Origin of the sequence: Ensifer sp. ENS07, from assembly GCF_014852185.1 — a bacterium.
In the GTDB taxonomy this organism is placed as follows: Bacteria; Pseudomonadota; Alphaproteobacteria; order Rhizobiales; family Rhizobiaceae; genus Ensifer; species Ensifer adhaerens.
Genome location: NZ_JACVBE010000006.1, coordinates 206,094 through 218,504 on the forward strand (window position 1 = coordinate 206,094; position 12,411 = coordinate 218,504).

Sequence of the window (12,411 nt, forward strand, 5' to 3'; positions counted from 1 at the left end):
CAAGGATTGAAAAGGAGCAGAAAATGAGAATGCTTGACACTGCAAAGTTGCTGCTTGCTGGCGTCGTCACCGCTGCGACGCTCGGTATCGCCACGGCCTATGCCGAGGAAAAGTTTGACCTCAGCCCCGATACCTCCAACCGCATTCGTACCGAAAAGAACGAGGTGGCGGTCAAGGCGATCGCTCCCGACTTCAAGTTCGTCAACCCTGGAAAGTTCACCGTTGCCGTCAACCCGTGGGATCCGCCGATTGCGACCTATGCCTCCGACTCCAAGACCGTGGTCGGTGCCGATCCGGATATCGCTTCGCTTCTCGCCGACTCGTTCGGGCTTGAGCTGGAGCTTGTTCCCGTCGCCTGGGCGGACTGGCCGCTCGGCGTCAGCTCAGGCAAGTACGATGCTGTCATCAGCAACGTCACGGTGACGGAGGAACGCAAGGAGAAGTTCGATTTCTCCACCTACCGCAAGGACGTGCTCGGTTTCTTCGTCAAGTCTGACAGCAAGATCAACGAGATCAAGGAACCGAAGGACGTTGCCGGGCTCAAGGTGATCACCGGTGCCGGTACCAACCAGGAGAAGATCATCCTGGAGTGGGATAGGCAGAACGTCGCCGCCGGGCTGAAGCCGATCGAGGTGCAGTATTACGACGACCGCGCCGCCGGCGACCTGGCGCTTCAATCCGGGCGTGCCGATGTCGAGTTCAATCCCAACGCGACGAGAGCCTATGCCGCTTCGATCAAGAACGACACCAAGGTGGTGGGCATCGCCAGCGGTGGCTGGCCGCTGACCGCCGAAATCGCCGTCACGACGCGAAAAGGGGCGGGCCTTGCCGATGCCGTCACCATCGCGCTCAACGATCTCATCAAGAGCGGCAAATACGGCGAAGTGCTGAAACGCTGGAGCGTCGGGGCCGAGGCCGTCAACGCGGCTCAGACCAACCCGCCCGGCTTGCCGAAGAGCGGTTCCTGATCCGACCTCAGCGGACCGGTGGCGTTGCCGCCGGTCCGGCTTCCGCACTTCATCCGGAGACCTACAGCATGAACGGCACGTCCCGCCTTCGCACTCTTCTTGCCGCCGCTGCGGCAGCTCTTCTTCATGTCGGCTCGGCGCAGGCCGATGCCGGTTTTGATCTCAGCCCCGAACAGCCCGGGCAAGTCCATGCCGTTCGCAATGAAACCGCGGTCGCGGCCATCCCCGCGGACTTCAAGTTCGTCACGCCAGGCAAGTTCACGGTCGCCGTCAGTCCGGGCGGGCCGCCGCTTGCCACCTATGCGACCGACGCACGCACGGTGATCGGCGCCGATCCGGAATATGCCGGTGCGGTCGCCAAAAGCCTGGGCCTCGAGCTTGAGCTTGTCCCCGTCGCCTGGATCGACTGGCCGCTTGGATTGACCTCCGGCAAATACGACGCAGTTATCTCCAATGTCGGCGTCACCGAGCAGCGCAAGGAGAAGTTCGACTTTTCGACCTATCGCCAGGGCCTGCATGGCTTCTTCGTCAAATCCGATAGCGGCATCACTTCGATCAAGGAGCCGAAGGATGCAGCGGGTCTCAGGATCATCGTCGGCGCCGGCACCAACCAGGAGCGCATCCTGCTCAAATGGAGCGACGAGAACGTTGCGGCCGGTCTGAAGCCGCTTGAGCTGCAATACTACGACGACGAGGCGACGAGCCTGGTGGCGCTTGCCTCCGGTCGCGCCGACGTCATCGTTCAGCCGCACGCGCAGCTCGTCTTCATTGCCGCCCGGGACAACAACATCAAGCGTGTCGGTACGCTGAGCGCTGGTTGGCCGGAGCGTTCGGACGTGGCGATCACAACGCGCAAGGGCAGTGGGCTCGCCAGCGCTCTGACGATCGCCACCAACGGTCTGATTGCGGATGGCACCTACGGCAAGGTTCTGGAGCGCTGGCACCTTCAGGAGGAAGCTTTGCCGAAATCCGAGACCAATCCACCCGGCCTTCCGAAATTCTAGGGAGCCTTGAAGTGACGCGAAACAAGATATCGATCAGTCATATCGGCTTCCTGAGCCCGGGCAATTACCCGGCGGACGACCCGTTGGATGGGCTGGAGAAGACCTTGGCGCTGCTGCAGTATGGCGAGGCGCTCGGTTTTGCCAGTGCCTGGGTGCGCCAGCGACACCTGGAGCCCGGCATATCGTCGGCGGCCGCTTTTCTCGCTGCCGCGACGCAAAGGACGAGCCGCATTGAGCTTGGCACTGCGGTTATTCCGATCGGCTATGAGAGCCCGTATCGGTTGGCAGAGGATCTCTCGACCGTCGATGTGCTCTCTCGCGGTCGTCTGAACATCGGTCTCAGTGCCGGCCGCCCCTTGCATGTCGATCTGATCGGCCGCCTCGTCTTCGACGATGGCTGGGAGAATTTCGACTTCACGCATGGGCGGGTTTTGCGCTTTGTCGATAATCTGCGCAGCCGACCGATCGGCGACGAAGACACCTTCATCAAGACGCCGTTCGGCCCGCAGCGCCCGCGGCTCCAGCCCCATGCCAAGGGACTGACGGACCGGATCTGGTATGGCGGCGGCTCGCTGAAGTCTGCTGGATGGGCAGGGCGCAGCGATCTCAACCTCCTGATCGGCAATGTCACGACCGGGGAAGGGACCGACGATTTCTTCCTCGCGCAGCGGCGGCAGCTCGAAACCTATCGCGCGGCGGGCGGTACGGAGAGGAGGGTCGCGCTTGGCCGGGTCATTGTTCCGTTGGATGGTGCGGACAAAAAAACGCGCAAGCGCTATCTCGACTACGCGGCCGGGCGCACCGAACGAACGCTGACGCCGCAGGGCGAGCGGCGCACGCTCTATGCCCGCGACCTTGTGGGCACGTCCGACGAGATCCTCGAACGGTTGTTTGCAGACCCGGTCCTGCCGCATGTCCGCGAACTCAGGCTCGAACTTCCCTACGAATTCGAGGACGAGGATTACCGCCAGATCGTCCATGACTTTGTTGCCCGCATCGCTCCGGAGCTCGGATGGTCGCCGGCCGACCAGAAAGCAGCCTAGAAACGGGGGCCTTCGATGTGGGGCCTCGCAATACAGGAACATATGAGTGCCAAAGACGATCGACTACTTCTTCTCCATCGGCTCGCCCTGGTCCTATATCGGATTTGACACCTTCGTTGGCCTTGCGAGCCGCAATGGCGCAGAGATCAGGCCGTACTTGACCACTGTCGTCGAAGAGAACGGGGGTATTTTCTCGCGAAATCGACCGGATGTCCGCCGCGCCTATGGGACGCGCGACCTCAAACGGTGGGCCCGTGTGCGCGGCAAGCCGCTCCTCCTGGAAAACCGACCGGTCCTCGCTGACCCGACGCCGTCATCGCTGATCGTGATTGCGGCCTTTCTCGATGGGAAGGACTGGATCGGCCTCACAAGGGCGCTGCAGCATGCCTTCTGGGCCGAGGCCAAGGACATCGGCAGTCCGGATGCACGCGAAGAGATTGCGCAGGCCGCGGGCCTTGACGGCGCGGCCCTCGCACGGCGCGAGGCAGATGACGATGTCAAGGCAAAGTGGGCTGAGGATCGTAATCACGCTGTTGCAAGCGGCGTGTTCGGGTTCCCGACCTATCGCTATGATGATGAGCTTTACTGGGGACAGGACAACCTGCCCTTCCTCGAGCGCCATCTGGCCGGTGATCGGCCATAGTATCCAAATCGAGCCTCCTTCCTTCAAAGGCATGCGATCATGAATGACAAAGCAAACGCCGGCGTCAAGCCAGGTCCGCAAACCCAGTTGATCAAGGCCGGATATGATCCGGCCAGCCAGCGCGGCTTTATCAATCCACCTGTCGTCCACGGGTCAACGGTGCTTTTTCCGGACGCGCTGACGATGGAAACGCACGGGCAGAAATACACCTATGGCACACGCGGCACGCCGACCACGGACGCGCTGTGCGATGCGATCAACGAACTGGAGGGGGCCGCTGGCACGATCCTCGTGCCATCAGGTCTTGCCGCCGTCACGGTGCCGCTGCTTGCCTATCTCTCTCCCGGCGATCATGCGCTGATTGTCGATTCCGTCTATGGCAATGTCCGCCAGTTCTGCGACGTCATGCTGGCACGCCTGAACATCGAAGTGGATTACTACGACCCCTCGTTAGGAGCGGACATCGAACCCCTTTTCAAGCCGAACACGCGTCTCGTGCACACTGAGGCGCCGGGCTCCAACACTTTCGAGATCCAGGACATTCCCGCCATCGTCGCCGTGGCCCACCGTCGCGGCGCGCTTGTCACGATGGATAACACCTGGGCGACACCGCTCTATTTCAGGCCGCTCGACTTTGGGGTCGATGTTTCCATCCAGGCCTCCACCAAATATCCGGCTGGCCACGCCGACATCCTGTTCGGAACGGTGTCGGCGAATGCCGAACATTGGCCACGCTTGAAGGAGGTAAACGGGTTGCTTGGTCTTTGTGCCGCACCCGATGATGCCTACCAGGTGCTTCGAGGCCTGCGGACACTGGGAATCCGACTGCAGCGACACCAGACGAGCGCCTTTGAGATCGCCAACTGGCTTGAAGATCGCAACGACGTCGCACGTGTACTGCATCCCGGCCTTCCGAGTTTTCCGGGGCACGAGATCTGGAAGCGTGATTTCAAGGGCGCGAGTGGTGTCTTTTCGTTTGTCCTTCGCGCAGAGCATGAAGACAGGTTTAAAGCGAAAGCCCAGGCATTTTTGGATGCCTTATCGATCTTCGGCTTGGGATACTCCTGGGGCGGATTTGCTTCTCTTGCGCTTCACGTCAATCTTGACGAGCGCAAGGTGACGCCCGTGCCGACCGACGGGCCGGTCCTGCGCCTTCAAATCGGACTGGAAGATGTCGACGACCTCAAGGCGGATCTGGAGCAGGCACTCGCGGCTGCTCGAGCAGCCTAGCTGGAGTGTTTTCATCCGAAATCGGAAGCGCCTCCGCTTCGGTGCGTTCAAAATCGCACAATGCATCGACCCCCACTTGAACAGCTTCCGCGCGACACATGAAGGCCCGGTACGAGAGCTTTATAGCCAACATCGGCGAGCGGATTGCAGCCGGCGAAGAGTAAATGTTCCTCTACCCTCTCCTGAGGGCAAAAGTTGAGACACCCGGCAACCGGGCCTGAGGTCCGGCTCCCTATTCAGGACGGACTACACGCCTGCCGGCCGCTCCACCGCTTGGAGAGATTGAGGGCTGGCCTTGCCTACCGTCGCGATTTGTGGCGCCATCAAAATCCGTGCTGCAACAATCCGGGGGATTCCAATGATAGACACGCAGCCCATTACTTTGGACCAGGACCTATCCGAATTGATCAGGGGTCAAATTGAGCAGCGCCACACAAACGAATTTCGGGCCATACTCTCAACCGGCAATGAGATCACGATGCACGGACCCTTTACCATTGGGCGCGACTTCATCATCTACAAAACCGCGAAGGATAACAGCGGCAAGTGGGCAATGACGCCCTTTGCTCATATCGTGCAGTTGGTAATTTGACGAAGACTTCGGCGCTTATCTAATTGCGACCGCACGGCGAGAAGTGTGCTATTCTTCTGGGGTTGCCATGCGGCGACCGGACACAACCGACCCTCCCTAACCGCACGGGCCGCGAGGCCTTAAACGGCGCTTGCGCGTCTCTTTGCCAGAAATGACGAACTGACAATGGCGACGAATGCATCAGCATTCACAGCACTCCAACGAGGAGGAAAGCGCCATGTCAAGTCGTCTCGTACTCTCGCTACTCATCGCGTCCATGGGCATCATTGTGGTTTGGGCCTTCAGACCCGCGCCGACGATCTTCACTGGTTATGAAACACCGCCCAGCGCAGCCAAAACCGACCGCATCGGCAGCGTACCTCGTTGATGCAATCGAACGGCGACCACCCTGCGACGGCGGCTCTCGCTGTTAGCAAAGACAGCATTATGACAATAAAAAAGGCCGGGCAAAACCCGACCTTCTACATAAGCCTCAACGGCCACTGCCAGTACATCCGTGGTCAATGGCCAGAAGCGAATTCTTAGACAGCAGCGAGGTTGTCGGCTGCGTTCTTCCCAGAACGAGCGTCCCGTACGATGTCGAAGGTGACCTTTTGGCCCTCTACGAGCGAACGCAGGCCTGCTCGTTCGACAGCAGACGCGTGGACGAATACGTCCGTTCCGCCGTTCTCTGGTTCGATAAAGCCGAAGCCCTTAGTGCTATTGAAGAACTTCACGGTTCCAGTGTTCATGACGATTCCTTTTCAAGATCATGATTGAAGTCCTCGGCTGACGGTGTGACAGCCAAGACAGATAGATCGATTTTGAGAGGAAAGGTCGGCTTGAACGCGAAAGGCGAGAAAACAAAGCTCAACAAGCAACATCGATGACCGTGTACCTATAGCCTCAATGTGTCCTTAACAAGTCGATTGCGGCTTTATCTTCATTGCATGATCGGCAACAGGCACTCGGGAATTTCGGCAAGATGCGGCGGTAGCGGGAGGCGGTGAAGTTCCCCCCAAGGCCCGGCGAGTGTTGCCTCTAATCGAGCCGCATATGCGTGCCGCGCGTTTTTTAGGACTGGCATTGATCCAACCTTGGAGAGTGGGAATGGCATTCAAGATGACCGAATTCGCTTGCTATTCCCCCGCCGTTGGCGGCTAGCTCTTTCGTCAACAGGAGACGCGCAAATGGCCAAGGGTCAGGTACGAAGCAATAAGGAAGCCAGAAAGCCCAAGAAGGACAAGGCCGCCGCGAAACCCGCTGCGCCGACGTTAGGATCTCAGGTGAAGGACACCAATAAGAAGTAACGCCAACGTCGACGTTCGCGCGGGCTGCGCGACCCATTTCAAGCGCAATGCCGAAGCCGGCATGGTGATGGTCAACCTGCCGACGGCGGGCGTCGATTTCCACGTGCCCTTCGGCGGCCGCAAGGGCTCGTCCCACGGCTCGCGCGAGCAGGGGCGCTATGCCGCCGAGTTCTACACCACCCTCAAAACGGCCTACGCGCTTGGCTGACTGGTCCTTGCTGCCATAAAGCAATTCGGCGTCTTGGCCGTGGGCGAAGCGTTTCGTTTGTGCGTCAGGGCGGCACGGATTGCTCACAAGGCGACGGAGGTTGACACGAAAATCATATCCGTTATTCTGGATATATGGATAGCAATACAGCAATCGCGGCGCTTGCCGCACTCGCCCAGTCTACCAGGCTCGAGACGTTTCGACTTCTCGTCCGACACGAACCCGATGGCATTCCTGCGGGCGAACTCGCCCGGCTTCTCGATGTGCCGCAAAACACCATGTCGGCGCACCTTGCGACGCTGTCGCGTGCGGGCCTGGTTTCAAGCGAGCGGCAGAGCCGTTCGATCATCTATCGGGCGGATCTTCAGGGGCTGCGCGACCTGACCCTCTTCCTGCTGAAAGACTGCTGCGGCGGCTCGGCGGAACTCTGCGCGCCGCTCATCGCAGAACTCACACCCTGCTGTGCTCCCGAGGTGAAGCTGTCATGAGCGACATCAGGCTGGAGCCAGTCACGGGGAGCGATCCCGAACTGAAACTGGCGCTGTCGGCTTCCGGTCTTCCAACCGAAGACCTCGAAGACACTGGGCGCTCGTTTTTCAGGGCGGTTTCCTCAGATCGCGGCACGGTTGGCTATGCTGGCATCGAGGCGTGCGGCGACGACGTGCTTCTCAGGTCGATAGTCATCTTGCCCGAGCATCGTGGCAAGGCGCTTGGAAAATCGCTGACCAGGGAAACCCTGAAGACCGTCAATGTGAGCTCGGCAGTCTTCCTGGCGACAACCTCCGCCGCACCGTTCTTTGAAAGCCTTGGCTTCGTTGTGGTCGAGCGGGCCGATGTGCCGCCCGCCGTTCTCGCAACCCGTCAACTGTCAGGCATCTGCCCGGCATCGGCCACGATCATGAAACTCGACAGACCTCCGACCTAACCACGGAACACGACCATGACCGACAAGACTTACAACGTGCTCTTCTTGTGCACGGGCAATTCCGCTCGTTCTATTCTCGCCGAATCCATCCTCAACAAGGAAGGCGGCGGGCGCTTCCGGGCGTTTTCCGCTGGCAGCCAGCCCAAGGGCGAAGTCAATCCACATGCCCTGAAGGAACTGGACGTCCTCGGCTATCCGGCGACCGGCTTCTCGTCGAAGAGCTGGGACGTTTTCGCACAGCCAGGCGCGCCCGAAATGGACTTCATCTTTACCGTCTGTGACAGCGCGCACGGCGAGGCCTGCCCGGTATGGATCGGGCATCCGATGACGGCGCATTGGGGCGTCGAAGACCCGGCTGCGGTTGTCGGCTCCGAGGTCGAAAACCAGCGCGCCTTTGCACAGGCCGCTCGCTTCCTCAAGAACCGCATCATGGCCTTCATCAATCTGCCTCTGGCCTCCATCGACCGCCTGGCGCTCGAGCAGCACGTCCGTCAGATCGGTTCGCTCGAAGGCGCTTCCGTCAAGTCCGCAAAGGTCGAGTGAAATGTCTACGTTCGAACGCTACCTCACCATCTGGGTCTTCCTTTGTATCATCGTCGGCGTCGCCCTCGGTCATCTGATGCCCGGTGTTTTCCAGGTCATCGGTGCGGCAGAGGTCGCGAAAGTGAACTTGCCCGTCGCCATCCTGATCTGGCTGATGATCATCCCGATGCTCATCAAGATCGACTTCCGCTCGTTGGCGCAGGTCAGCACGTATTGGCGTGGCATCGGCGTGACCCTGTTCATCAACTGGGCCATCAAACCGTTCTCCATGGCGCTGCTCGGCTGGCTGTTCGTGGGCTGGCTGTTCCGTCCTTATCTGCCGGCCGACCAGATCGACTCCTATATCGCTGGCCTCATCATCCTCGCGGCCGCCCCCTGTACCGCGATGGTGTTCGTCTGGAGCAACCTGACGCGCGGCGCGCCGCTGTTCACGCTGTCTCAGGTGGCACTCAACGATGCGATCATGGTCGTCGCCTTCGCGCCGATCGTCGGACTGCTTCTCGGACTGTCGGCTATCACCGTACCGTGGGACACGCTCGTTCTGTCGGTCGTCCTTTATATCGTCGTCCCGGTCATCATCGCTCAGGTCCTGAGAGCGCGGCTGACCGCCGATGGCACGGCGAACGCGCTGGACGCCATGCTGACGAAACTGCAGCCGCTTTCGCTCCTCGCCCTGCTCGCGACGCTCGTTCTCCTCTTTGGCTTCCAGGGCGAGCAGATCATCGCACAGCCGACGATCATCGCGCTGCTGGCCGTGCCCATCCTGATCCAGGTCTACTTCAACTCAGGCCTGGCCTATCTCCTGAACCGGATGTCGGGCGAGCGCCATTGCGTCGCCGGGCCTTCAGCACTGATCGGAGCCAGCAACTTCTTCGAACTTGCGGTTGCCGCGGCCATCAGCCTGTTCGGCTTCCAGTCAGGTGCTGCGCTGGCAACCGTCGTCGGCGTGCTCATCGAAGTTCCCGTGATGCTCACGGTCGTCTGGGCCGTGAACCGCACCAAGGGCTGGTACGAGGCAGCTCCCGCTGTCTCAAGGAACACCATCACTGAAAGGACATGACAATGGACGCCACCATCTATCACAACCCCGCCTGCGGCACGTCCCGCAACACGCTGGAGATGATCCGCGCAGCCGGGATCGAACCTGATATCATCGAGTATCTCAAGTCACCGCCGTCGCGCGACGAGTTGGCAAGGATGATCTCCGATGCCGGATTGACCGTCCGACAGGCGATCCGCGAGAAGGGTACGCCTTACGCGGTACTGGGTCTCGACGACCCGAACCTGACGGACGACCAGCTTCTCGACGCGATGCTGAAGGACCCGATCCTCATCAATCGTCCGTTCGTCGTCACGTCACTCGGCACCAGGCTTGCGCGACCCTCCGAGGCCGTGCTCGACATCCTGCCGGATGCCTTCAAGGGTGCCTTCTTCAAGGAAGACGGCGAGCAGGTTCTCGATCAGGAGGGCAAGCGCGTTGTCTGAGACTTTTCCCGCCTTGCAGGAGCGGCATCTTCGCCAACCTGACATCGACGCGTTGCGTCCGGCGTTCTCGACGCACAAGCCGCGCATCCTGATCCTCTACGGCTCGCTCCGGGAGGTTTCCTACAGTCGGCTGCTCGCGCACGAAGCCAGACGCCTTCTCGAGCGGTTGGGGTGCGAGGTGCGGATGTTCGATCCGAGGGGGCTGCCGCTTCCCGACGAGGCGCCGGTCAGCCATCCGAAAGTGCAGGAGCTGCGCGACCTGTCGCAATGGTCGGAAGGCCAGGTCTGGGTTAGCCCCGAGCGCCACGGCGCGATGACGGGCATCATGAAGGCCCAGATCGACTGGATTCCCCTGTCGCTGGGATCGATCCGGCCGACGCAAGGCAAGACGCTGGCGATCATGGAAGTCTCCGGCGGCAGCCAGTCCTTCAACGCCCTGAACCAGATGCGCGTGCTCGGCCGCTGGATGCGGATGATCACGATCCCCAACCAGTCGTCGGTCGCCAAGGCCTACCAGGAGTTCGACGCCGACGGCCGCATGAAGCCGTCGTCCTACTACGACCGCGTCGTGGATGTCTGCGAGGAACTGGTGAAGTTTACGCTGCTGACACGGGACGCCTCGGCCCACCTTACAGACCGCTACAGCGAGCGGAAGGAGCACGCGGCCGAGTTGGAGAAGCGGGTGTCACTGAGATCGATTTAGTCAAAGGCCATCGGCAATGTTCCGATAGCGGCCATCGCTGTTTGGCCAAAGCGAACCAACGCCTTGTCCGCTTATGGCGGCCCATTGCTGCCTTTCGAAAGACTGACCTAGCGCTCATGACGCAAAACTATGCACGAGGCGATATTTCAAATAGGCTATTTAGCAATGGATGACGGGCGTCATCTGAAAGCATTCGTTGCCGAGGCACAAAGTGTGACCATACAGCTTCGATCAACCCTCACCTGTCCCAATTGCGGCCAGCGGGCTACGGAAACGATGCCCACCGACGCCTGTCAGTTTTTCTATGATTGCCATGGATGCGGTATGATGCTCCGGCCAAAATCCGGGGACTGCTGTGTGTTCTGCTCCTTTGGCGACGTGCCTTGCCCGCCAATCCAGGAGGCCAAACATAACAACGGAGCCGCAACTTGTTGCGTCGGTTCCTAACGTGGGATGAGAGGCAAGGCTGACATCCGTATTCTACTGTGCCGGCGCATTCCGGGCGATAGACAAGCGCCCACGCTGCTCCCTCACGGACGCCGAGGAGTTCCACGATGAGCGAAGACGCCTTCAACATGTCGATCCGCAAGTTCCTGAAAGAAGTCGGTGTCACCTCGCAGCGTAAGATCGAAGAGGCGGTGCGCGGGGGGCAGTTCGGCGGCGAGAAGCTGAAGGTGCGCATGACGCTGACGGCGGAGGGCACTGGTCTCAACCACGTGGTGAACGGTGAGATCGAACTTCCATAGGTCCGGCGAAGCATGGATCGAAACGCCCAGGCCGATACCCATCAATGAGACCAAGATCGGTCAGGCATCGCGCCCGCACTGAGCCGGAAGCTTCTATCTCCCCACCGAGCCAAGCCTAGAGCCCGAGCACCACTGCGCCAAGGTCGTTCTCGACGAGCATGACGTTCGTCGGACGGACTTCACGTGCGCGACATGAGCAGAACAACTGGCATCCGCACGCCGACGCTGCAATAATTGAGCTTCATCGAGGGAGGCAATGATGCGGAAGAGTGCGCCGGATTTCAGCCTTGAGGGCAAGGTGACTTTGGTGACGGGCGCGAGCCGTGGCATTGGACGTGCCTGCGCACTTGCCTGTGCTGCAGCAGGCTCAGATATTGTCTTGGGGGTCCGCGATGTCGCAAGGTCAGCGGGCCTGATCGCCGAAATCGAGGGCGCGGGACGAAAGGTTCTCCCTGTTGAACTGGACATTCCAAAGAAGGCCCATATCGCACAAGCCGTAGACGCGGCGGTTTCTGCATTCGGTCGGATCGACGTCCTCGTCAACAATGTCGGCGTCGCCCCGGGCAATCTCGCGGAACTCGTTGAGGAAAAGGACCTTGACGAGATACTCGATGTCAACATCAAGGGCACCTTCCTGATGACACAGGCAGTGGGCCGTTACATGATCGCGCGAAATGGTGGCCGGATCATCAGCATTAGCTCACAGGCCGGTACGGTCGCACTGCGCGGCGAGGCAATCTATTGCATGAGCAAGGCGGCAATTAATCACCTCACGCGCTGCCTTGCAGCCGAATGGGCACGCTATAATGTCACCGTAAACACCGTATCGCCGACATTCATCCACACGGATGGTACAGCACCGTTTTTATCTGATGCCGAAAATCGCAAAGCGACGGTCGATCACATTCCACTCGGCCGGATCGGGGAAACCGATGATGTGGTGGGTGCCGTAGTCTTCCTTGCATCGCCGGCTGCGAGCCTGATCACCGGCGCGAACCTGCTGGTGGACGGCGGATGGTCCGTCGCCTGAGG

16 protein-coding genes and 1 pseudogene are annotated in these 12,411 nt (G+C 60.3%); 16 read left to right on the plus strand and 1 reads right to left on the minus strand.

What is annotated here, in order from left to right:
* The first annotated feature begins 23 nt into the window (after nt 1–23).
* The 6 genes from IB277_RS20285 to IB277_RS20310 all read left to right on the plus strand — a co-directional run bounded on the left by IB277_RS20285 (nt 24) and on the right by IB277_RS20310 (nt 5,480).
* Entirely contained in the window at nt 24–968 is a 945-nt protein-coding gene (locus tag IB277_RS20285; RefSeq protein ID WP_192371483.1) for an ABC transporter substrate-binding protein, read from the plus strand.
* Nucleotides 969–1,036: 68 nt separating this feature from the next.
* Nucleotides 1,037–1,972, plus strand: coding sequence for an ABC transporter substrate-binding protein (locus tag IB277_RS20290; RefSeq protein WP_192371484.1), 936 nt, complete (start codon nt 1,037–1,039; stop codon nt 1,970–1,972).
* Between the two features lie 11 nt (nt 1,973–1,983).
* Nucleotides 1,984–3,015, plus strand: coding sequence for an LLM class flavin-dependent oxidoreductase (locus tag IB277_RS20295; RefSeq protein ID WP_192371485.1), 1,032 nt, complete (start codon nt 1,984–1,986; stop codon nt 3,013–3,015).
* Nucleotides 3,016–3,061: 46 nt separating this feature from the next.
* The gene (locus tag IB277_RS20300; protein ID WP_192371486.1) at nt 3,062–3,658 is read left to right on the plus strand and encodes a DsbA family protein; all 597 of its coding nucleotides are present in this window, start codon (nt 3,062–3,064) and stop codon (nt 3,656–3,658) included.
* Nucleotides 3,659–3,697: 39 nt separating this feature from the next.
* Nucleotides 3,698–4,888 (plus strand): cystathionine beta-lyase, encoded by a 1,191-nt coding sequence (locus IB277_RS20305; protein ID WP_192371487.1) that lies wholly within the window; start codon nt 3,698–3,700, stop codon nt 4,886–4,888.
* A 358-nt stretch (nt 4,889–5,246) separates the two neighbouring features.
* Nucleotides 5,247–5,480, plus strand: coding sequence for a hypothetical protein (locus IB277_RS20310; protein WP_113294829.1), 234 nt, complete (start codon nt 5,247–5,249; stop codon nt 5,478–5,480).
* A gap of 521 nt (nt 5,481–6,001) precedes the next feature.
* Here the strand turns inward: IB277_RS20310 and IB277_RS20315 are convergent.
* Nucleotides 6,002–6,211, minus strand: coding sequence for a cold-shock protein (locus IB277_RS20315; protein ID WP_060583671.1), 210 nt, complete (start codon nt 6,209–6,211; stop codon nt 6,002–6,004).
* A gap of 586 nt (nt 6,212–6,797) precedes the next feature.
* Here IB277_RS20315 and IB277_RS20320 point away from each other — a divergent pair.
* The 10 genes and pseudogenes from IB277_RS20320 to IB277_RS20360 form a co-directional block, all read left to right on the plus strand.
* Nucleotides 6,798–6,977: pseudogene (locus IB277_RS20320) on the plus strand (aldehyde dehydrogenase family protein); the annotation flags it as partial.
* A 134-nt stretch (nt 6,978–7,111) separates the two neighbouring features.
* The gene (locus tag IB277_RS20325; protein WP_034801535.1) at nt 7,112–7,465 is read left to right on the plus strand and encodes a helix-turn-helix transcriptional regulator; all 354 of its coding nucleotides are present in this window, start codon (nt 7,112–7,114) and stop codon (nt 7,463–7,465) included.
* Complete coding sequence (arsN2, locus tag IB277_RS20330; protein ID WP_110818995.1) at nt 7,462–7,902, plus strand: arsenic resistance N-acetyltransferase ArsN2; 441 nt, start codon at nt 7,462–7,464, stop codon at nt 7,900–7,902. Before IB277_RS20325 ends, arsN2 begins: the two co-directional genes overlap by 4 nt.
* A 15-nt stretch (nt 7,903–7,917) precedes the next feature.
* Nucleotides 7,918–8,445 (plus strand): arsenate reductase ArsC, encoded by a 528-nt coding sequence (locus IB277_RS20335; protein WP_192371488.1) that lies wholly within the window; start codon nt 7,918–7,920, stop codon nt 8,443–8,445.
* 1 nt (nt 8,446) lies between these two features.
* Nucleotides 8,447–9,505, plus strand: a complete 1,059-nt coding sequence (arsB, locus tag IB277_RS20340; protein WP_060610139.1) for an ACR3 family arsenite efflux transporter — start codon at nt 8,447–8,449, stop codon at nt 9,503–9,505.
* A 2-nt stretch (nt 9,506–9,507) separates the two neighbouring features.
* Nucleotides 9,508–9,930, plus strand: a complete 423-nt coding sequence (gene arsC / locus IB277_RS20345; protein WP_060520388.1) for an arsenate reductase (glutaredoxin) — start codon at nt 9,508–9,510, stop codon at nt 9,928–9,930.
* Nucleotides 9,905–10,633 (plus strand): arsenical resistance protein ArsH, encoded by a 729-nt coding sequence (arsH, locus tag IB277_RS20350; protein ID WP_060520408.1) that lies wholly within the window; start codon nt 9,905–9,907, stop codon nt 10,631–10,633. Before arsC ends, arsH begins: the two co-directional genes overlap by 26 nt.
* A 219-nt stretch (nt 10,634–10,852) precedes the next feature.
* Entirely contained in the window at nt 10,853–11,080 is a 228-nt protein-coding gene (locus tag IB277_RS38125; RefSeq protein WP_371813636.1) for a GDCCVxC domain-containing (seleno)protein, read from the plus strand.
* Between the two features lie 107 nt (nt 11,081–11,187).
* Nucleotides 11,188–11,379: a DUF6494 family protein gene (locus tag IB277_RS20355; protein WP_060520389.1), complete on the plus strand. Its 192-nt coding sequence runs from the start codon at nt 11,188–11,190 to the stop codon at nt 11,377–11,379.
* 259 nt (nt 11,380–11,638) lie between these two features.
* Entirely contained in the window at nt 11,639–12,409 is a 771-nt protein-coding gene (locus IB277_RS20360; RefSeq protein WP_192371562.1) for an SDR family NAD(P)-dependent oxidoreductase, read from the plus strand.
* Nucleotides 12,410–12,411 lie beyond the last annotated feature (2 nt).

Excerpts from the sequence above, each read along its gene's own strand:
- IB277_RS20285 (WP_192371483.1), top strand. The coding sequence starts at position 24 with ATGAGAATGCTTGACACTGCAAAGTTGCTGCTTGCTGGCGTCGTCACC.
- IB277_RS20290 (WP_192371484.1), top strand. The coding sequence starts at position 1,037 with ATGAACGGCACGTCCCGCCTTCGCACTCTTCTTGCCGCCGCTGCGGCA.
- IB277_RS20305 (WP_192371487.1), top strand. The coding sequence starts at position 3,698 with ATGAATGACAAAGCAAACGCCGGCGTCAAGCCAGGTCCGCAAACCCAG.
- IB277_RS20310 (WP_113294829.1), top strand. The coding sequence starts at position 5,247 with ATGATAGACACGCAGCCCATTACTTTGGACCAGGACCTATCCGAATTG.
- IB277_RS20315 (WP_060583671.1), bottom strand. The coding sequence starts at position 6,211 with ATGAACACTGGAACCGTGAAGTTCTTCAATAGCACTAAGGGCTTCGGC.
- IB277_RS20325 (WP_034801535.1), top strand. The coding sequence starts at position 7,112 with ATGGATAGCAATACAGCAATCGCGGCGCTTGCCGCACTCGCCCAGTCT.
- arsN2 (WP_110818995.1), top strand. The coding sequence starts at position 7,462 with ATGAGCGACATCAGGCTGGAGCCAGTCACGGGGAGCGATCCCGAACTG.
- IB277_RS20335 (WP_192371488.1), top strand. The coding sequence starts at position 7,918 with ATGACCGACAAGACTTACAACGTGCTCTTCTTGTGCACGGGCAATTCC.
- arsB (WP_060610139.1), top strand. The coding sequence starts at position 8,447 with ATGTCTACGTTCGAACGCTACCTCACCATCTGGGTCTTCCTTTGTATC.
- arsC (WP_060520388.1), top strand. The coding sequence starts at position 9,508 with ATGGACGCCACCATCTATCACAACCCCGCCTGCGGCACGTCCCGCAAC.
- IB277_RS20355 (WP_060520389.1), top strand. The coding sequence starts at position 11,188 with ATGAGCGAAGACGCCTTCAACATGTCGATCCGCAAGTTCCTGAAAGAA.
- IB277_RS20360 (WP_192371562.1), top strand. The coding sequence starts at position 11,639 with ATGCGGAAGAGTGCGCCGGATTTCAGCCTTGAGGGCAAGGTGACTTTG.